The 19,386-nt window shown below is 55.8% G+C and carries 16 protein-coding genes; 5 read left to right on the top strand and 11 right to left on the bottom strand.

From position 1 onward, the window contains the following. Positions 1-249: 249 nt before the first annotated feature. Positions 250-780, bottom strand: a complete 531-nt coding sequence (locus GGQ73_RS02330; RefSeq protein ID WP_183893645.1) for a cysteine dioxygenase — start codon at positions 778-780, stop codon at positions 250-252. Between the two features lie 537 nt (positions 781-1,317). Here GGQ73_RS02330 and GGQ73_RS02325 point away from each other — a divergent pair. Continuing rightward, positions 1,318-1,896, top strand: coding sequence for a DUF1349 domain-containing protein (locus GGQ73_RS02325; protein WP_183893643.1), 579 nt, complete (start codon positions 1,318-1,320; stop codon positions 1,894-1,896). A gap of 620 nt (positions 1,897-2,516) precedes the next feature. Here GGQ73_RS02325 and GGQ73_RS02320 read toward each other — a convergent pair. The 6 genes from GGQ73_RS02320 to GGQ73_RS02295 all read right to left on the bottom strand — a co-directional run bounded on the left by GGQ73_RS02320 (position 2,517) and on the right by GGQ73_RS02295 (position 9,767). Then, entirely contained in the window at positions 2,517-4,508 is a 1,992-nt protein-coding gene (locus tag GGQ73_RS02320) for an alpha-glucosidase (RefSeq protein WP_183893641.1), read from the bottom strand. Positions 4,509-4,560: 52 nt separating this feature from the next. After that, entirely contained in the window at positions 4,561-5,415 is an 855-nt protein-coding gene (locus GGQ73_RS02315) for a carbohydrate ABC transporter permease (RefSeq protein ID WP_174154685.1), read from the bottom strand. Further along, on the bottom strand, positions 5,412-6,347 hold the full coding sequence (locus tag GGQ73_RS02310; protein WP_183893781.1) for a carbohydrate ABC transporter permease: 936 nt from the start codon (positions 6,345-6,347) through the stop codon (positions 5,412-5,414). The genes GGQ73_RS02315 and GGQ73_RS02310 overlap by 4 nt, the downstream gene beginning before the upstream one ends. Positions 6,348-6,482: 135 nt before the next feature. Next, positions 6,483-7,718, bottom strand: coding sequence for an ABC transporter substrate-binding protein (locus tag GGQ73_RS02305; RefSeq protein ID WP_183893639.1), 1,236 nt, complete (start codon positions 7,716-7,718; stop codon positions 6,483-6,485). A gap of 60 nt (positions 7,719-7,778) precedes the next feature. Next, the gene (locus GGQ73_RS02300) at positions 7,779-8,852 is read right to left on the bottom strand and encodes an ABC transporter ATP-binding protein (RefSeq protein ID WP_183893637.1); all 1,074 of its coding nucleotides are present in this window, start codon (positions 8,850-8,852) and stop codon (positions 7,779-7,781) included. 210 nt (positions 8,853-9,062) lie between these two features. After that, complete coding sequence (locus GGQ73_RS02295) at positions 9,063-9,767, bottom strand: GntR family transcriptional regulator (protein ID WP_183893635.1); 705 nt, start codon at positions 9,765-9,767, stop codon at positions 9,063-9,065. A gap of 101 nt (positions 9,768-9,868) precedes the next feature. Here GGQ73_RS02295 and GGQ73_RS02290 point away from each other — a divergent pair, with 101 nt between their 5' ends. From GGQ73_RS02290 to GGQ73_RS02280, 3 genes are read left to right on the top strand one after another with little or no spacing between them, the layout of a single operon-like run. Continuing rightward, on the top strand, positions 9,869-11,026 hold the full coding sequence (locus tag GGQ73_RS02290; protein WP_183893633.1) for an LLM class flavin-dependent oxidoreductase: 1,158 nt from the start codon (positions 9,869-9,871) through the stop codon (positions 11,024-11,026). Further along, complete coding sequence (locus GGQ73_RS02285) at positions 11,026-11,916, top strand: aldo/keto reductase (protein ID WP_183893631.1); 891 nt, start codon at positions 11,026-11,028, stop codon at positions 11,914-11,916. Before GGQ73_RS02290 ends, GGQ73_RS02285 begins: the two co-directional genes overlap by 1 nt. After that, positions 11,916-12,443, top strand: coding sequence for a flavin reductase family protein (locus GGQ73_RS02280; protein WP_183893629.1), 528 nt, complete (start codon positions 11,916-11,918; stop codon positions 12,441-12,443). Before GGQ73_RS02285 ends, GGQ73_RS02280 begins: the two co-directional genes overlap by 1 nt. Positions 12,444-12,457: 14 nt before the next feature. Here the strand turns inward: GGQ73_RS02280 and GGQ73_RS02275 are convergent, their stop codons facing one another. Beyond that, positions 12,458-13,477, bottom strand: a complete 1,020-nt coding sequence (locus GGQ73_RS02275) for a YeiH family protein (protein WP_183893627.1) — start codon at positions 13,475-13,477, stop codon at positions 12,458-12,460. A gap of 106 nt (positions 13,478-13,583) precedes the next feature. On the opposite strand from GGQ73_RS02275, the gene GGQ73_RS02270 reads away from it, so the two are divergent. Next, a complete protein-coding gene (locus GGQ73_RS02270) occupies positions 13,584-14,471 on the top strand; it encodes a LysR substrate-binding domain-containing protein (protein WP_183893625.1) in 888 nt (295 codons plus the stop codon). Positions 14,472-14,509: 38 nt separating this feature from the next. Here the strand turns inward: GGQ73_RS02270 and GGQ73_RS02265 are convergent, their stop codons facing one another. The 3 genes from GGQ73_RS02265 to GGQ73_RS02255 form a co-directional block, all read right to left on the bottom strand. After that, the gene (locus GGQ73_RS02265) at positions 14,510-15,490 is read right to left on the bottom strand and encodes a YihY/virulence factor BrkB family protein (protein ID WP_183893623.1); all 981 of its coding nucleotides are present in this window, start codon (positions 15,488-15,490) and stop codon (positions 14,510-14,512) included. Positions 15,491-15,651: 161 nt separating this feature from the next. Continuing rightward, the gene (locus GGQ73_RS02260) at positions 15,652-17,394 is read right to left on the bottom strand and encodes a M14 family metallopeptidase (protein WP_183893621.1); all 1,743 of its coding nucleotides are present in this window, start codon (positions 17,392-17,394) and stop codon (positions 15,652-15,654) included. Positions 17,395-17,545: 151 nt separating this feature from the next. After that, positions 17,546-19,384 (bottom strand): ABC transporter ATP-binding protein, encoded by a 1,839-nt coding sequence (locus tag GGQ73_RS02255; protein WP_183893619.1) that lies wholly within the window; start codon positions 19,382-19,384, stop codon positions 17,546-17,548. Positions 19,385-19,386: the final 2 nt, after the last annotated feature.

Here is a 19,386-nt window from a genome sequence, read left to right as displayed (position 1 = left end):
CACTGGTTGCCTGTGTTGAGCACTTGAAATGTTGCTCGGTTCGCTGTGGTAAGCTCCACATTACCTGAAGGCGACCATAGGCGTGCAGGCATTATTTCGAGATCGGCAATCTCTCCGGCTATAGAAACAGTCGAAAACACCAACAGACTTACGCAGATTTTGCGTACCAGAGATGGAAATCAGGCTTTGAGCGCACGATAGAACCGTGAGTGCGAGATATGGCGAATGTTTAGGGTACCCAAAGACCTGTCAGCCAGCCACGACCTCATACTCCTGACGAACCGATGTCTTGTGAAGCATGTGATCATAGCCATAAATATGGATCGAGATCACGTCTTCACTGCTTTCATTCGCCATCATGTGAATGTTTGGGCCACTTGGAAGCAGGCAATCGATGAAGCCTGCGTTGCGAGCGACGCGTTCACGCTCGACAACTTTGTTACCCTCGAGTGAATGATAGCGAATTTCTGTTAGTGAGCCTTGGAGGACGCCGAAACAGCACGAGCAATGATGATCGTGAATGGATGTTTTCGCGCCAGACGCCCATGTCATCGCCCAGACACTCATGTCACCCTCTCCCAGAAGAAGATTTCGACTGTAGGTTCCTGGCTCGGATCTCAACGGAATGCCCTTCAGCAACTCGGGTTTTGCGAGCATCAATTCAAGCGTTTCCCGTGTCGATCTCAAATATTCGCGCACCAGAAAGCTAGACCTGTTTGCCAGCTCGCCGAGGACCTCATTCATTTTAACGTCTTGGTAGGCGGAGGAAGAAAGGAGCATGAGCAATTCCTACGAATCAATTGTCAACGTTTTTATTGCTAATTTTAAAAATTAACTTGGTAAATAATACCTCAAAAATTCAATTATTCAACCATATTGTTCTATTTTTTTAGATGCAAGCGAGGTCAGACCTCCCGTTTGGCAACGCCGTCGCTCAGTCGTGACGGCTCATTGGCCATGGTCGCCAGCCCTGCCACAATGCTCGATCTGCTACGGCTTAAGCTGCACATAGCGCGCGAACTTGCCGCTCGTGGAATTGAAACTGGACCGTTGATACGAAACGAATATATCGTATGGTGCATTGCAATCCGTTCGCCAAACGGGCGTAGCGGCCTGGGGTTTTCCCGCTGGAGAAAGACAGCCACCTGTGGCAGCCCGCCCGCCTGCCAGTGTGTATGGCATCACGAGGCGCCCCCCCCACGACGAACCGAGACGCCACCCAAACCTTGCCTGCTGGTCGCAATTAGGGTTTCTAGCAATGATCGTTTTACGAGATGCGGCTGAGAAGTCCTCTGGTCATATTAGGAGACCCGCGTGATGAGTCTTAAACATGGGCGATGGCTCAATGAGCCTGTTACATCAAATGCTTCCGATATCGAACTTTCGGTAACAACAGACGCCAATACGGATTTTTGGCGAGAGACGCACTATGGCTTTGTGCGTGATAGCGGCCACTTCTACGCATTCCAGGCCGGAGGTGATTTCACCGCCCAGGTTCGTGTCCAGGCACAGTTTGAACATCTTTACGACCAGGCGGGCCTCATGGTCAGGCTCGACGAAAGACGGTGGGTCAAGACTGGGATCGAGTTCTCGGACGGATATGGCTTGCTCGGCAGTGTGCTGACAGATGAAACCTCCGACTGGGCAACGTGGCGCTATAACGGCAACCCGTCAGATTTTTGGATAAGAGTGTCCGTCCAGAGCGGTGTCTTGAGAATACAAGCTTCCGGCGATGGGCAGACATGGCCTTTGGTTCGCCTCTGTCCATTCCCAAAAGCGGATCATTATCTCGTTGGCCCGATGTGCTGCACTCCCGAACGCTCGGGCTTGGAAGTCCAATTTAGTGAGTGGCAATTCGGGCGGGCCCTGGGCAAAGACCTCCACGACCTGACGTAGCCATCAGAACGCTTCATTGAGTAGCGGCAGCGTTTGCCTCTTGCGCAGAGCGAATAGACTTTGCTGAGAACGATGACCACTTTCAATAACAACCAACGAATGGCTGTGCGACTGCTTTAAAGGCGCGAAGCTGCCTTTGGGATACGGTCGCCAATGACCGTTTGGGATAGAAGGCGTCTTCCGCTTCGCGACAAATGCCGTCATTGCGATTGACTCCAAACGCCCTATTCGGCGACGTCGTAAATCTCAGGAAAACAAGTGTCGATTTCGAATGTGGCGTGCATGACCTGCCGCATCCTTTCCGGCAAAGTGTTTTCGACGTCGCATATGGCTGACGTCCATCGCCCAACCGCACCCGCTGCAGCGGACAATGGCTTTCATCAGGCGCGTTGCCATTTCTCCAGGCTCCCCGCCTTCCTCGTTGAAGATTGCAGTCAAGGTCGAGACAGTGATCGTCCCGACGATCCGGAACGAATCCAACCCGGAGTGCTCGTCTACTGGAGACACAGTGAGGAAGAGCATCCGTTCTATCCACCCCCTTGATAATCGCTGGTGGCCCCAACGATCACAAAAGGCGTTCGCCGCCCGGCGCAAGTGCGCTTCGCGACGATTATGTACGTTCAAATTTCGCGGAGCGCGACGAATAACGCCTCGTGCGTGCAACCCGATCGATAGAAAGCCGGTGGGTAGCCGAGTGGCGCGGCGATCTCGACCTCCGAACCACCCTCAAAGGTCTCGCCCGTCCACATGTGTACCCAGCGCTCACCTTTGGGGAGATAGACAATGCGTGTTTCTTGCGCGGCCTGCCATACCGGCGCGATCAACATGTCTGCACCGTAGAGGTAGCTATCCTGGATCGTGTAGGTGTGGTGATCATCCTGGTAATGCAGGAAGAGCGGGCGTTGTACAGGCAACCCGCGTTCCACCGCCTCTGCTGACAGAGACCTGAGATAGGGTGCGAGGGAGAGGTAAACGCGTGTCATGCGCGCAAAATGAGACAGGACTTCCGGGTTCTGATCAATCTGCATATTCTCGCGAGGGCGGTTTCCTTCATGAGTGCGCATCACGGGCGTGAACGCCGCCATTTCAGCCCAGCGCATCAACAGCTCCGGCGTGCGGACATTGCCGAACAGGCTGGTGTAACCGCCGATATCGGAATGGTGGTAGGCATTGCCGAGAAGGCCTGATGACAGCGCTCCGCAGATGACGGTTACCAGCCCATCGTGACGTGAAAAGTCAACCGACTGGTCCCCGCCCCAAAGAAGCGGGCAATGTTTCTGAACGCCTGTGAAACCGGCGCGCATGAAGAACAGGGCGTCACCAGTCCTGTCGCGCGAAGCGATCGCCTTGGCGTTGACCTCGGCCCACAGCGTCGGCCAGGCATTGTGCATCATCTTGGCATCGATACCATTCGACAGGTGGACGTCGATGGGAAGATATTCACCAAAATCAGCCATCCAGCCGGAAAGGCCGAAATCCAGCATATTCTTGCCGATGATCTCTTCTGCGAACCATTCGGCTGCCGCCTCATTGGTGAAATCCACGACACCGCAATCGAATTCTCCGAAATCCACGAGGGCAGTCTTCCCCGATCCGTCCGTGGCGAAGTAACCAGCGGCGTCTGCGACCGCAAAGAGTGGTCCATCGACGCAAAGGTACGGGTTCACGTAGCCCAGAAAGCGAATGCCGCTGTCGTGCAGTTCTGCAATTTTCTCTCCTAGCCCAGGATATCGCGTCTCGTTGGCTTGCCAGTCCCAGAACAATCTGGACCCGAAGGATGTTTGTCTGAGACCAACCCAGTCCTCGCACCAAAGGGCGGAGACCTCCACACCCGCTTGGCGAATGGTATTGAGGCGGGTAAAGGAATTAGCGCCGTCCTTGAGCCCGATGATCGCACCGTTATAAACCCACTCTGGAAGTGGTGGCTGCCGACCGAAGCGCGTGGACAGGGTCTCGACCAGTTCCACGAAGGTGGTGCGCGCAAAGATCTCGATACGGTCGGGTATGGCCCACACCTCGATTTCGTGAAAGCCACTTTTGCGAAAATCGAAGACTGAATAAGCCGTTGTATCGACGTGGAGGGCGTAAAGCGCCGACGATACATAGGTCGGTTGCGGGTAGTTGGTGGTGTAGTAATCTCCACCGGCCTTGTCTTTGACATTGGCTTTGAAGGTGATCTCCGTTGTCGGGTCGCGGCCAACCCCGGGTTCGGACGTCCACAGCGGAAAACGGCGCCCACGCATGTCGAAATAGGACATTTGCTCGCCCCCACCCCAGACGTGTTCGTCGTCTTCGGCTTCGATGCGGATCCAGAGACGATTGAGCATGGGATCGGTCGCTTCAAACATGATAGCGCCTTCAACGATCGTCAGGACGAGACGAGGCGGTTGCCCAGCAGTGTCGGAGAGCGTAACTCTGTTGCCGTCGACTTCGGTGTGGGACAGGCCGCGGCGCTCGATAACGTAGTCTTCGATGTCGAAATTGCCCCGGTACATATCCATGCGCTCTTGGCCGATGCCGACAAAGATGGCAGGCGAGGCGGCGTTGTGATCGAGGATTGTGTGTCCCTTGAGGGACAAGGTGAAGCCGGTCTCGGTCTGCTCGAGTTTCATTTCATCGTCTTTCAAAGTCTTCGATATCCGTTTGTTCGCGACGCAAACTCCCTCACCCCTTGATGCCGCCTGCCGTCAGACCGGAAACGACGCGTTCCTGGAAGATGACGATCAGAATAGCCACAGGCACGATACCGACAACGAGGGCTGCGGAAATCACAGGCCAAGGGAAGGCAAATTCGCCCTGGTAAAGCTGAATGCCGACCGGAAGGGTGCGTAGGGCTGGATTGGAGTTGAAGGACAATGCCAGCAGGAACTCATCCCAGGCATTGACGAAGGCAAGGATACCGGCGGTAAAGACGCCAGGCGCGCAGAGCGGCACCACAATCTTGAACAGCGCCCCCATCCGCGTACAGCCATCGATCATCGCAGCGTTTTCCAGATCGCGCGGAATGCCCTCGAAGAACGAAACGAGCATCAACGTGCAGACCGGCAGACTCAACACCGTGTAAGGCAGGACCAGCGCAGTCCAGCTGTTGAGGAGATTGAGCGCACGCATGATTTCGAAAAGCGGCACCAGAAGCGTGACCAAGGGAAAGGTGGACACGGCGATGATGAGCGAGAGGATCAGTCCACGATACGCGAGATTGAGCCGAGCCAAGGCATAGGCTGCGAGGACGGAAACCAGCAACGTCAGCGCTGTTGATAAAAGCGCCACCATGAAGCTGTTGAAAAGGAAGACATGCAGCGGCTGGTCTGAAAACGCCTGCATGTAATTTTGAAGCGTCGGCGCGTGCGGGATCCAGGTGATCGGTTTTGCGGTCAGCTCCGCTTCCGACTTCAAAGAGGTAAACAGGATCCACAATGCAGGAAACATGCCGTTGATCAGCAGAATACCAGCGGCGATGAAACGCAGCGGCTTACCGGACAGAAAGGACATGGAGCCGGAAGCGGTTTGGGTGCTCATGCGAATGGCTCCTTTGTTCGGATCATGCGCAGATAGACGGCTGTGACACACATGGACATCACGAACATCACGACGGCGAGTGCCGAGCCATAACCAAGATCGAGGAACGAAACTGTATTCTGGTGGATGTACATGGCAAGCGTTGCAGTCGATGTGCCTGGCCCGCCGCCCGTCATCATGTAAGGAATATCAAAGGTCTGTAGCGCCGTTATGGTTCGGAAAATCAACGCCACGACGATTGCGGGTTTGAGCAGTGGTAGCGTGATTTCGAAGAACTGGCGCAGCCGACCGGCACCGTCGACATCCGCAGCTTCATAAAGAGAACGCGGAATGGTTTGCAGACCCGCCAGAAGGATAAGGGCCATGAAGGATGATGTTTTCCAGACGATGGTCAGGCAAATGGCTGCAAAGGCCCAGTTGGGCGAATTGAACCAGATAATGCCCTCAAAGCCCAGGCGATTGAGCAGATCGTTGACGACACCATATTCGGAGTGGAAGAACCACGCAAAGATCAATCCGGCAAACGAGAGAGGCAACGCCCAGGGGATCAGAAGCGACAGACGAACGGGCCATCTTGTGACAAAGGGAAGGTTGGCCATCAGTGCGAGACACAGACCGACCACCAGAGCGCCGGGCACGGTGATGAGCGTGATCAAAACGGTATTCCAGGTCGTTTCCCAAAATACCGGATCTTCGATCATGAGCTGGTAATTCTCGAAACCGACGAATTCGGCTGGCAACCCCGATGTTAGAGACAGGTTGAAAAAGCTGGTATAGATCAACCGGCCGACCGGATAGACAATAATCAGCGAGAGAAGCAGTGCGGCCGGCGCTAGAAGCAAGGCCGCCAGCGATCGGTCACTGAGGTCAAGCCACCTTGCCCAGTTTGGCGAGGAGGCCAACTGATTGTCATCAGCTTCTGATGGTATCATGTTCGCCATCGTTTTGTCCCGAGACATTGAAAGGTCCGGCGACGATTCATAGCGTCGCCTCCGGCGGTCGGACCATTTTGGAGAGTGTCTCCCCCACCTTACAACAGGAGGGGGAGATGATGATCAGGTCACGTGTTAGCGCAATATCCGCTTCAAGCGTGCCTCAATCTGGTCTGCGCCCTGCTCCGGCGTGGACACACCGGCGAGAACCGAGTTAACGGTCGTGCGGATGACCTCGCTGACTTCGTTATATCGCGGTGTGACCGGACGCGGTTTGGCTGTCTCCACAACCTGAAGCGCATCTGCAAACCATGGCGCGCTCTTCAGAACATCGGCATCCTTATAGAGGCCGGCATAAGTCGGCAGCAGCGAACCGTTGACCGCCATGAACTTGGACACGTCCTGAGAAGACAGATACTCGACCAGCTTCTTGGCTTCATCCTGATGCTGGGAATAGGCCGATACGCCCCATTCCCAGCCGCCCAGGCAGGTTGCCTGTTCTCCACCCGTCACAGCTGGCAGACGCGCCACGCCGACCTTATCAACCACGGCGGATTCTTTTCCCTGAGCCTGCGCCCAAGCGTAGGACCAGTTGACTGCGAAAATGGCATTGCCAGCCTGGAATTCCTTGCGGGTATCATCGGTGCCGACTTCAGCTATGTTCTTCTTGGAAACACCCTCGTCAACAAAGCTTTTCCAGAGGCTCAGCGACTTGACAGCAGCATCGCGATCAAATGTCAGACGACCGTTCTCCGTGAGATTCTTGCCCTGGCTCCAGTAGGGCAGCAGGAAGGTGCAGACCGCGCCTTCGATCGCCTTGCCCTGGAAGGACAGTCCCTGGAGATTGGCATTGCCCTCACCTTCAGAAATCTTCTTGGCTGCGGCCTGCAACTCGTCCCACGTCTTGGGTGGTTGAATCCCGTATTTTTCAAGGAGGTCCTTGCGATAGTAGAGAAACTGCGAGTCTGCGAAGGCTGGCAGTGCAATGACTTTTCCATCGACCGTGTTGGCGCCAGCGTAGGCTGGCAGATAGGCCGACATATCCTTGTCGGCAAAGTCGCTGGTCCAGCCAGCCGCCGCAAATTGCGCAGGACGAATGACGTCGAGGATCAGCACATCCAGGGAAGTATCCTTCGCAGACATGACCGTATTGAGGTACTGGGCCTGCGCTTCGGATGTATTGCCACCGGTTTCGATCTTCACCTTAATGTCGGGATTGGCGGCCTCATACTTATCGAGCGCCTGACGCCAGACCTGAGGCTGGTGCTGACTGGAAATATAAATGCTCAATGTCGTCTCGGCTGCGGCTGGCATGGCAAAAGCCAGCATCGTACCGCAGAAAAGAGCGCCGGTTAATCTCGTCAAAGTCATGTTTTCCTCCCGCTTGTTGTCCCACGCTGTCGATTTTCCTCGCCGCGCGACATTTTGTTTTTAAATTGCGCGTTCCGTCTCTGCATCAAAGAGATGGACTTTTGCCGGGTCCACACCGATTTTCAACGTCTCACCCGCCTTTATTCGCGTTTCAGGCGGCATACGCGCCGTGAGCATTTCCGTGCCTAAGGTGAAATGAACCAGTGTGTCGGATCCCAAGGGTTCGACAACCTGAACATGGCACGTTAATGATACCTGCGACGAGTCCGTGCTGAAATGTTCCGGGCGAATGCCGACAATGTACGCTCGTCCATCGATAGCAGCAGCATGACCGGCTGAGCGCAGCGCAGAGATTGGCAGGCTGTCACCGTTCGCAAAAACAAGATTGCCGCCATCGGCCTTGGCTTTTGCAAAATTCATCGCGGGGGAACCGACGAAGCCGCCGACAAAAACACTGGCCGGGCGATTATAGACCTCATCCGGCGTTCCGACCTGCTCGATTTCGCCACTCTTCAGGATAACGATACGATCCGCAAGCGTCATCGCCTCGACCTGATCGTGCGTGACGTAGATGATCGTCGTGCCGAGAGACTGGTGCAGTTTCTTGATTTCGGTGCGCACCTGGCCACGCAGTTTTGCGTCCAGATTTGATAAAGGCTCATCAAACAAAAAAACCTGCGGGCGGCGCACGATGGCGCGCCCCATGGCCACACGCTGGCGTTGGCCGCCTGAAAGTTGGCCGGGCCGCCGATCCAGCAGATGGGAAATCCCCAGCATGTTGGCGGCGTCTTCGACGCGCGTTGCAGCCTCGCCCGCAGCGATACCCCGCACCTTCAGGCTGAAACCCATATTTTCACGAACGGTTTTATGCGGATAAAGTGCGTAGTCCTGAAAGACCATGGCGATGTCACGCTCGCGCGGCGCCAGCCTGTTGACGACACGATCGCCGATTTTCACTTCGCCGCCCGTTATGGACTCCAGACCGGCAACCATCCGCAAGGTTGTTGATTTTCCGCAGCCGGAAGGGCCCACGAAAACAACGAACTCTCCGTCACCGATCTCAAGGTCGAGACCCTTGACGATGGGGTATGCGCCGTAGCTCTTTTCGAGCTTAGTAAGCGTAACTGATGCCATTCCTAATCACCCAACCCGCGGCGGCAATGCTTTGGGCTCCTCTTAAAATCAGCATACGCAATGATCTAATGAAATCAATACTGTATCAATTTAATTTATTTCGTTTGAATTTAAAAAATCCCCATTGATTTGCAATAACAATTCGAAATATTTTTAAATTTCCGCGTGAGACAACTCGTTTTTTATCCAGATGGAACACCCCATGGAATTCTATTTCAGCCGGTTGACATATCGCGCAATGCGGGGGTCGAACCAGGTGTGGGAAACCTCTGCCGTCACGCCTTCGTGTGAATGGCTGATCCGCAGGACATGAGGCATGGATTCGCCGCATTTGGGACCGAACGCAGCGGGAGACCAGTCCGGTACGTGACCCAGACCAATATGGTCTTCCGCTTTCGCGATCCACAGCCCAAGCCGTGTTCTGTAATAGAGGTAGAGGGATTCAGACAGGTCAGAAACGGCAATGCTGTCGATGTAGGAACCATCGAGCCATATTTCCTCGATCGCGGCGGCCTCGCCCGCTATTCGCCTCAACCGGCGAATGCGATGTCCCTCATCGGATGAACCAAAGGGTGGCAGCTCCGCTGGTTTAGTTTGGCGGCTGACACTCAGGATTTCTGCGGTCGGAAAGCCGCCGCCGTTGACCAACTCCAATCGAAACATGGCGTAAACGCTTTTGGGGTCCGTGACTGCACGAATATAATTACCTGACCCTTGAATGCGCTCCAGCAATCCACGCGTATGCAGCTCGGCGAGCGTCTTTCGCAACGTTCCCACAGCGATCCCAAGGGTGTTCGCCATCTTACGCTCCGGGGGGAGCTTCTCGCCGTCGATCAGTCGGCCAGCCGTTATATCCCGAACCAATGTCTCGGCGATCTGGAGATATACGGGCAAACTTCCTTTGGAACTCCTCATTCTCAACCCCTCCCGGTCATCGACAGAAAAAATTGATGCATTATTGATTTACTAAATAGCGAATGTTACTGAATTGGGCAATGTCCTGTGAGGAGGATTTCATGACGATTATACCTGTAACATCTGCGGATCTTGACGCAACAGAAGTGTCGTGGTTTTCGGCACTGTGCTCCGACGATTATGCCTATCTTGGCGTTCCCGACGGATCGTTACGCTCAAGTTGGGATCATTGCTCCTCGATCGTCAAGAAGGCCGAATATCTGGGTTTTCGCAACGTCCTCTGCCCGTCCTCCTATCAGGTGGGGCAGGACACGCTCAGCTTCGTTGCCGGCTGCGCGCCCATCACCGAAAAGATCAATTTTCTGGCCGCCATACGCTGTGGCGAAATGCAGCCCATCATGCTGGCCCGCACCGTGGCCACGCTGGATCATATGCTCAAGGGCCGTTTGACGCTGAATATCATCAGCTCTGATTTTCCAGGCGAAGTTGCCGACAGCGCCTATCGTTACAGGCGCAGCCACGAAGTCGTGCAAATTCTGCGTCAGGCATGGACGCGCGAGACAATCGACCACGATGGAGAAATCTATCAGTTCAAGGGCGTTTCGACCGAGCCGGCCCGCCCCTACCAGCAAAACGGTGGCCCCCTGCTCTATTTCGGCGGCTATTCCCCAGACGCACTGGAACTTTGCGGTGCGCAATGTGACGTCTATCTCATGTGGCCCGAAACGAAGGAACAGCTTGCCGAGCGCATGCGTGCGGTTCACGCCCGCGCACAAGCCCACGGCCGAACACTCGATTATGGCCTGCGCGTTCACATGATTGTGCGTGATACCGAAAAAGAAGCGAAGGAATATGCTGAACATCTGGTATCCAGACTGGACGACGAATATGGCCGGTTGATCCGTAACCGCGCTCATGACAGCATCTCACTTGGTGTAGCGCATCAGGCAAAGGCACGTGAGCTGGCGGACAAGTTCGGTTATATCGAGCCCAACCTTTGGACGGGCATCGGACGTGCGCGTTCCGGCTGTGGCGCTGCACTCGTCGGATCGACAGATCAGATCATGAGCGCGATTGAAGACTACCAGAAGATGGGTATTCGAGCCTTCATCTTCTCCGGCTACCCACATCTGGAAGAAGCAGAGCATTTCGGTCGCAAGGTCCTGCCGCACCTAAAGACCTGCTCCCTGCCGCATGTGCACGGGCGCGTCCCAGCCGCGACACCCGCAACACCCCTTGGAAATGGAGACCGTCACTGATGGATCGCATCGAACTCACACCCGACATTTCGCTCAGCCGCATCGTCTATGGCATGTGGCGCGTAGGCAACGACGATGACACCTCCGCGGCTCATGTCCAGGCCAAGATCGAGGCATGCCTTGCGCAGGGCATCACCACGCTCGATCAGGCGGATATCTACGGTGGATATACGGCCGAAGCGATTTTAGGGGAAGCGTTCAAGGCATCACCATCGCTACGCGACAAGGTCGAACTCGTGACGAAATGCGGCATTGTCGCCCCGGCGGGTCGCCACTCTGGCGCGCGCGTCAAGCATTACGATACCTCGGCAGACCATATCAATGCGTCGGTGGAAGCATCGCTACGCGACATGGCGACTGACCATATCGACCTGCTGCTCATCCATCGACCCGATCCGATTATGGACCCTGACGAAACGGGTGCAGCCCTTGATCAACTGGTGGCGTCCGGAAAAGTTCGCAGTGTTGGTGTTTCGAACTTCCGCCCTTGGGATTTTTCGCTGTTACAAACACACATGGAAAGCGAACTGGTCACCAACCAGATAGAGCTCAGCCTCGGCGAAACATCGGCCTTTACCAACGGCGATCTGGCCTTTCTTCAGGAACGGAACCTCGCTGTGATGGCCTGGTCACCTCTTGGCGGCGGCTCTTTGATGACGGCAGGCGGAGCCCTTGCCGATGCCATGGCAGGCATTGCCAACGATCAGGGTGTCGATAGCGCCGCTGTCGCGATTGCCTGGCTGCTTCGGCATCCGGCCAAAATCCTGCCGGTACTGGGAACCAACAACCTGACGCGCATCGCCGCGATCTTTCAGGCAAACCAGGTGGTTATGGACAGGCAGATGTGGTTTGAACTCTACACATTGGCCAAAGGTCATGAGGTGCCCTGATGTCATCCACTAGCAGCATGTCTGTGCATGATGAGCATAGCTTCGTTCCGGATGCTGCAAACACGCGTAGCCTTCGCACCGCGCTTGGAAATTTCCCGACCGGCGTGACGGTCGTCACCGTCCTGACGCCGGCGGGGCCAATCGGGATGACAGTAAACAGTTTTTCGTCCGTTTCACTCGATCCGCCGCTGATATTATGGTCACCAGCCAAAACGTCTTCCAGGCACGATATCTTTACTGGTGCCACACACTTCGCGATACATGTACTCGCCGCGGATCAAAATGATCTCAGCAGTCGCTTTACCCGAGGCGGACTTGGCTTTGAAAATCTGGCATGGGACGGTAATGCAGAAGGTGTTCCGATCATCCCGGGCACGCTTAGCCGTTTCGAGTGCGAGCGCGCATCGATCTTCGATGGCGGCGATCATTCGATCCTTCTAGGCCGCGTTCTTCGCGCAACCTACCGCAACGGGGAACCATTGTGCTTTGCACGCGGAGCATTCGGGCGGTTCGAAGTCGCGTCTTGAGAGATGGCGCGACTTCACGACGCTTGAAGCGCGGAAATGACGACGAAATAACTGACGGCCACGAGCAGCAGCAGCGAGATTGATGAGGCAAGGATAACTCGCCCTCCCGCGCTTGCCACCGTTCGGATATCGACAGAAAGGCCTAGTCCCGCCATCGCGACCACGGTCAGGCCGCTGGAGATGGTCAGAAGCAGGGTAACGGCATCGGGCGGAATAAGTCCCAGAGACCTGATAACAACGACAATCATGAAACCGATGATGAACCACGGCACAAGATGATGGCGGGAGGTCGAGCGTCCCTCACGCCGGGCAGCTTTCCCTTCGAAAATACCCAGTGTGAAGATCACCGGCCCGAGCATGAGGACGCGCAGAAGCTTGATGACAGTGCCCGTCTGGACCGCGACCAGACCCGCAGGTGTCGCGGCGGCCAGAACTTGCGGAACGGCGTAGACGGTCAGACCAGCAAGGGCGCCATATTGCGCAGCGCCCATGCCCGCATACGTATAGAACAGCGGCAAAAGAAGAACCGAGGCGACACCAAGGACTGCCGTAAAGGCGAGCGCCGAGGCCACCTCATCAGACGTGGCCTCAATGACAGGCGCAACCGCGACAATCGCAGAATTACCGCAGATAGAGTTCCCGCAGGCGATCAGCATCGCAAGCCGGCGCGACAGACCGAAAACGCGGGCAACAGCAAAACTCACATAGATCGACAGTGTCACGATCGCTACGACCGAGATGATCAGCGTAAGGCCCGCACTCCTGATGGTCGCAAAACTGATCGACGCTCCGAGAAGGACAATAGCAATCTCCAGCAATGACTTCGAACTGAAATTGATGCCGGGGCGCCATGTTTTCTGGTCCGAAAACAACGTTCGGGTCACGATGCCCAGGAGGATCGCAAAGACGAGTGCTTCGAGGAACCCCGCGCCCAAGAGCGCGTGCTGCACCCACGCCAGAACATAGGCTGCGAACGCCACCAAGGTGCAGACGACAAGGCCCGGAATGATTTGGCGCACTTTGGAAAAATTCATCGGAGGCAATCTCAGCTGATACGGTGAAACGGTTTTTTCAGCTAATTTAATTTACTTCCATCGAATAATATTCTACGTTTCATTCAGAAAAACAGAACGATTTCCTATGACCTTCGAACAACTCGCAATTTTTGTCGCAGTCGCGGAACGTGAGCATCTGACCAAGGCGGCCGCCGCCATCCATTTGACGCCCTCGGCGGTGAGTGCTTCGATCCGCAGCCTCGAACAACATTATGGTGTCGAACTCTTTCACCGGATTGGCCGGCGGATCGAGTTGACCAGCACCGGGCTTATTTTCCTCGAAGAAGCCCGTAAGCTTCTCGCCCGGTCTCGGTCCGTCGAACTCATCCTCAACGAACTTGGCGGTATGCAGCGGGGTTCTCTCAGCGTCTTTGCCAGCCAGACCATCGCCAGCTACTGGTTACCGCCACGTCTGATGGAATTTCACAAAAAGTTTCCCGGTATCGCTTTGCAGTTGACGATCGGCAATACGCGCACTGTCGCGGACGCCGTCATCAGCGGCGAAGCCGATATCGGCTTTGTGGAGGGTGAACTCGACGAACCCGCGCTCGCGGCTTCGATCATGGCGCATGATGAACTGGTCGTCGTGGTCGGCCCCTCCCATCCCTGGGCGGGCAAAAAAGCCCTTGCTGCCGACGATATAAGAGGCGGTCAGTGGGTTATGCGCGAAGTCGGGTCCGGCACCCGTTCCGCCTTCGAGGAAACCTTGAACGGCATGGGCGTTAAAGCGGCCGGGTTGAACATCGTGCTGGTCTTGCCATCCAACGAATCCATCCTCTGCGCCTTGCTCGCAGGCACTGGCGCTGCAGCCGTGTCGCGCCTCGCCGCGCAGCAATATATCGAAAGCGGCAAGTTATGCGAAGTCGGATTCCAGACACGCATCCGCGAATTCCGTCTGCTCAGGCACAAGGAACGTCATGCCAGCAAGGCTGCAATGACACTTCTCGATATTTGTCATCCGGCGCCGACATGACGGTCTGACCATCAACAGGAACGCCAGTCAGCCCCAACCTAATCTTTGACCTCACCTACGGTATCGGCAACATGGGCGCCACGGCTGCCCATTGGCAGCGGATGGCCCGTCGTCGAATCGATTGTTGTCTGATGTTCCAACTCGGCGTTGATCTCAGCACCCAGGATCAGGATAATCACCGATATCCATGTCCAAACCATCAGACCGATCACGGCACCCAACGTCCCGTAAGTCGCATTGTAGTCCGCAAATTTTTCCAGATAGAAGGAGAAAAGAACGGATGCAGCCAACCACAGGGTGGTCGAAAAGATTGCCCCCCAGGTCAGCCACCGGAACTTGGCTTGTGCGCGGCTCGGACCGTAGCGATACAGCATCGTGATGCCGCAACCGATGAGAAGAAGAAGAAGGGGCCAACGGGCGAATTTGGCTAGAAACTCGGTCCATTGATCGAGCCAGAGATAGGCGAGCACGGCAGGAACGATACCAACAGCTGTGATCAAGGCAATGGCGATGATCAGTGCGCCGAAGGTAAACAGCAGTGAGTTCAGATTGAGCTTGATGATCCCGCGCTTTTCTTTCTCGCCATAGGCAATATTCATGGCTTCGAAAAGCGCCTTGATGCCGTTGTTGGCACTCCAGAGCGCGACGAGAAAGCCGGTGATAACCCCGATGCTCAGCGTCGAACTCTTCTGTTGGGACAAACCGTCCAATTGACCGACAATGAGATCGAATGCGCCTGGAGGCAGCACCGTGGACAAAAACGCGATGTGTTTTGCGATGGTGACAGGATCGGAGAAGACCCCGTAAAGGGAAACAAGGGCTGCCAAGGCCGGGAATAGCGCCAGAAGCAAATAATACGTGGCGCCAGCGGCGATCAGCGTAACGCGGTCCTCGAAGAACTCGAAAAAGACGCGCCAGACAACGTCACGATAGCCGCGTAACGGGATTTGGCTCGGCTTTTCAGCAAACCGGCCTCGCTCTTCATCTGATCCCTTCAGACCGCTGTTTTCACCGCTCACCTAGCCCACCTGTCGTACCCGAAAAGCCAAGTACATCAAACCCGCCTGAAGACTCAAGGTCTAAAGGCTTCGACCAGTGGATGTGACGGACTTTTCACTTCCACGATGGTGGTGGCACTTCTGAGCCAGTCCCATCGGGGGGCTTGGTTGGAGCGAATGATCTAAATGCCGGCCTGAAAATTAGATGTCATGATCTCTTGCCACGCCTCGTAAGCCGATATGACTGTCTGCATCTGCGCGGTATGCCCTGTGATAAAGGGTTCTCCATAGATCGTTTCGTCAGGATATTCGGTGATCAACGTGATCGGAACGGCGTGGCGGTCGTCGATTGACGTCAGGCAAGGGATGCCGTTGATGATCTGAAAACCGGTTTCTCCTGCGTGGATCTCATAGAGCCCGATCTGGCGCTTGTTGTCATCAAGAAGACCGGGAATCACAGCAAGACGCCGAGTAATTTTATCGAGCAAAGCTTCCGCCTGCTCAGCCCAGTCGGAGTGATGCCGGACGATGAGGAAAAACCCCTTCGGCAACGTCCACATCGCGAAATTACGGGGTATGTAGCCAGAAAGTGGCCGGGTCCACTCATGTGAGGGGTAGCCGTGCAGGTTGATATGCAGTGCCGCACCACTCAGTTCCTGCGCCCTGAACCGGATCTCCGTCTCGTTCAGATGGGCTCCTGATGTCTCGCGTGTCCTATATTCGAGGTCATCGCCAAGCGCGGTATAACGGGCAGCGTGATGCATATGTCGGGGATTATCGACACGCAACCGCTGATGGATGGCATATCCATCAGGATTTTCCAGCGGTGATATCGTGAAATGAGCGTCAGCCCGGTTATTCAGCACGTGCGCCGCGCGAAGAGCGCCGACGATGCCTGTCGTCTCATTGGCGTGCTGCCCACCACTGATCATCACAGCGGCGTCGCTACCCCCGCGATAAGCCGCCATAACGCATCGGCCTGATCTTGCAACGGCAACAAATTCCTCGCCGCCCAACTCGCTCAGCGAGCTTGAAATCTGGTCGGCAGCAAGAGGCGCGGTGGCTGTCGCAATGGGCTGATGCGCGCCATCCACGAACTCTTTTTCAAGTGGGCGGATTTGGATGTGAACCGAAATCTCCGCGTCGCTTTTGATGACTTCAGGAACAATCTGGCCGGGCGTGAGGCCACGATCACCAAGCGGGCGCCCCGATTTTTTCTGGAAGAATTCGAGAAGCGAGAAGTAGAGATCCTCATGCAGCGCCTCCCGCACGCTGACCGTCTCATCGCCAACCGAGAGCGGCGCATCATCGGAGGGGTATCCAATCCGAAGATTCAGCTCTTCGAAATACGGTTCTTCGTTGCCCCAATCATGTTTTGTAACGGCATCGATCGCGCTTCCGAACAGACGCTCGTAATCTGTCTCCAAACGCTCTCCGACCTCGTCGTTGCCACGCCGCAACCAACCTGTGGGCGATACGTTGGTTTGCCCGACAATATCGACATGGACGCGATTGGGAGCCATGATCTTCAGTGTTTCGGATCCGTACGCGCGCGTCAGAACCACATGATAGAAAAACGCCGCATCCTCACGCGGGACGAACTCGATTTTGGCATTTCCAACCAACGCCGCCAAAGGGTAGGCTTCGAGCCGGAAGCGGTTTACGGGCGCCTGCGTGTGGACGGGATATTGAATCTGAATGGTTTCGACACCTGTCAGATCGATCTCTTCCAGAAAAGCATGAAGCAACGGCTTGTAAGCGCAGTGGATGCGGGACATGACGCCTTTTTCCAACAACCGTCGCTCGGTATCCCGCCTGCTGCTCGAATCATCGAAAGTCCAGGCCTCCAGAAATTGCCCGGGGACAGCGCGCTCTACCAGCTCATCGAGCGTGCGATTGAAACTCTGGCTGAAGATCACGGTCATCGTTCTTTACCCCTATCGTTCTCGCGGGATGACCGGGCCGATGGGGTTTGGCCACGGGTCCTGAAACGTTATGTAGCGGTCCTTGCCGCCGCCGCGCGCGCAGACTGGACAACGCGGCGTTCAAGCCGTCCGAAGGCCGAGCCTTTTGCGCTCACGTGCTTTCCAGCAAAACCTGATGTCCCGGCGAAACGGAGCGATAGGTTCGCTTGGGCGACATGTAACCGATCGGACGAATTGGGCTTTTGAGTTCATCAATCGGCGCGTTGCGGCGTAAACCTCTTCTTGCGGGGTCCGGCACCGGCACCGCGGCCATGAGCTTCTTGGTATAGGGATGTTGCGGATTGGCGAAAATCGAGGCACGAGGACCGATTTCGACAATTTCACCAAGATACATGACCGCAACCCGGTGGCTGACCCTTTCCACCACCGCCATATCGTGGCTGATGAACAGAAATGCGATCTTGAACTGCTCCTGTAAATCGAGCAGCAGGTTGCACACCTGCGCCTTGATCGACACATCCAGTGCAGACACGCTTTCATCCGCGATGATCACCTTGGGATTGAGTGCCAGTGCACGGGCGATGGCGATGCGTTGACGTTGGCCACCGGAAAACTCATGCGGATACCGGTCCATCATCGATGCCGACAGGCCAACGCGCTCCAAAAGATCGGCCGCCATCTGTCTTGCCTGCGAAGGCACCGCGATCTTGTGCTTGATCATCGGTTCTGCCACGGCATAACCCACCGTCATGCGCGGATTGAGGCTGGAAAACGGATCCTGAAAAATCATCTGAACGCTTCGGCGCATGTTACGGAGTGCGACCTGATCGAGCTTGAGGACATCGAAACCATCCAGCGTCACATCCCCACTACGCGGCTCCACCAGACGGGCAATCGAGCGCCCTGTCGTGGACTTTCCACAGCCGGACTCGCCGACCAGAGAGAGCGTCTCACCCTGAAACAGGTCGAAAGACACATTTTCAACGGCATGCACGGCACCGGTCTTTCGACCGAACAGGCCCGATCCGACATCAAAACGCGTTACGAGGTTCTTGACCGAAAGAACGGGTGTCAATCCGCCTTCAACAGTATTAGGGACCTCCTTGGCCTCGGAGATCACGCCGCTCGACGTATCGACGCGCGGGAAGCGCAAAGGCCAGTCATGCCCCTCCATGGAGCCAAGTTTGGGAACGGCTGCAAGCAAGGCACGCGTATAAGGATGCTGCCCGCGATGGAAGATGTCGGCTGTCTCGCCTGTTTCCACCTGATCGCCCCGAAACATCACGATGGTGCGGTCAGCAATTTCTGCCACGACCCCCATATCGTGGGTGATGAAAAGAACGGCCATACCTTCCTCTTCCTGCAACTGCTTGATGAGGTCGAGGATCTGTCCCTGGATCGTGACATCAAGCGCGGTCGTGGGCTCATCTGCAATCAACAGCTTCGGCTTGGAGGCCAGCGCCATGGCGATCATCACACGCTGGCGCATCCCGCCCGAAAACTGGTGCGGATATTCGTCGAAGCGGCCTTGGGCGTTGGGTATACGCACCTTTTCCAGGAGCCGGATGGTTTCTGCACGGGCTTGCGCCTTGGTCATGCCCTTGTGCCGCGTCAGGACTTCTGAAATCTGTCGCCCGATGGTGAAGACCGGGTTGAGCGATGTCATCGGCTCCTGAAAAATCATCGCCATGTCGTTGCCACGCACTGTGCGCATTTCTTTTTCGGAAATGGTGAGAATATCTTTCCCGCCAAGCAGCACCTTGCCGTCGATGCGGCTGGATCGTGGCTCCAGCAGACGCATGACCGACAGGGACGTGACGCTTTTGCCGGAGCCGCTTTCGCCGACGATGGCGACTGTTTCACCGGCCTTCACTTCAAAGGACAGGCCACGAACGACGGTCTTCCACTCACCATCGACCAAAAAGGCGGTGCTCAGGTTTTGAACCGAAAGAACGGTTTCGCCCGACGATGCTTTCACGACTTCGGCCATAA

It is taken from the genome of Rhizobium skierniewicense (genome assembly GCF_014196515.1).
Lineage (GTDB): Bacteria > Pseudomonadota > Alphaproteobacteria > Rhizobiales > Rhizobiaceae > Agrobacterium > Agrobacterium skierniewicense.
Note: the sequence above shows the minus strand (reverse complement) of the source record. Positions and strands in the feature narration are given on the sequence as shown.

What these genes read in the sequence shown, in the direction of transcription:
- GGQ73_RS02330 (WP_183893645.1), bottom strand. Translation starts at nt 780, where the DNA reads ATGCTCCTTTCTTCCTCCGCCTACCAAGACGTTAAAATGAATGAGGTC.
- GGQ73_RS02325 (WP_183893643.1), top strand. Translation starts at nt 1,318, where the DNA reads ATGAGTCTTAAACATGGGCGATGGCTCAATGAGCCTGTTACATCAAAT.
- GGQ73_RS02320 (WP_183893641.1), bottom strand. Translation starts at nt 4,508, where the DNA reads ATGAAACTCGAGCAGACCGAGACCGGCTTCACCTTGTCCCTCAAGGGA.
- GGQ73_RS02315 (WP_174154685.1), bottom strand. Translation starts at nt 5,415, where the DNA reads ATGAGCACCCAAACCGCTTCCGGCTCCATGTCCTTTCTGTCCGGTAAG.
- GGQ73_RS02310 (WP_183893781.1), bottom strand. Translation starts at nt 6,347, where the DNA reads ATGATACCATCAGAAGCTGATGACAATCAGTTGGCCTCCTCGCCAAAC.
- GGQ73_RS02305 (WP_183893639.1), bottom strand. Translation starts at nt 7,718, where the DNA reads ATGACTTTGACGAGATTAACCGGCGCTCTTTTCTGCGGTACGATGCTG.
- GGQ73_RS02300 (WP_183893637.1), bottom strand. Translation starts at nt 8,852, where the DNA reads ATGGCATCAGTTACGCTTACTAAGCTCGAAAAGAGCTACGGCGCATAC.
- GGQ73_RS02295 (WP_183893635.1), bottom strand. Translation starts at nt 9,767, where the DNA reads ATGAGGAGTTCCAAAGGAAGTTTGCCCGTATATCTCCAGATCGCCGAG.
- GGQ73_RS02290 (WP_183893633.1), top strand. Translation starts at nt 9,869, where the DNA reads ATGACGATTATACCTGTAACATCTGCGGATCTTGACGCAACAGAAGTG.
- GGQ73_RS02285 (WP_183893631.1), top strand. Translation starts at nt 11,026, where the DNA reads ATGGATCGCATCGAACTCACACCCGACATTTCGCTCAGCCGCATCGTC.
- GGQ73_RS02280 (WP_183893629.1), top strand. Translation starts at nt 11,916, where the DNA reads ATGTCATCCACTAGCAGCATGTCTGTGCATGATGAGCATAGCTTCGTT.
- GGQ73_RS02275 (WP_183893627.1), bottom strand. Translation starts at nt 13,477, where the DNA reads ATGAATTTTTCCAAAGTGCGCCAAATCATTCCGGGCCTTGTCGTCTGC.
- GGQ73_RS02270 (WP_183893625.1), top strand. Translation starts at nt 13,584, where the DNA reads ATGACCTTCGAACAACTCGCAATTTTTGTCGCAGTCGCGGAACGTGAG.
- GGQ73_RS02260 (WP_183893621.1), bottom strand. Translation starts at nt 17,394, where the DNA reads ATGACCGTGATCTTCAGCCAGAGTTTCAATCGCACGCTCGATGAGCTG.
- GGQ73_RS02255 (WP_183893619.1), bottom strand. Translation starts at nt 19,384, where the DNA reads ATGGCCGAAGTCGTGAAAGCATCGTCGGGCGAAACCGTTCTTTCGGTT.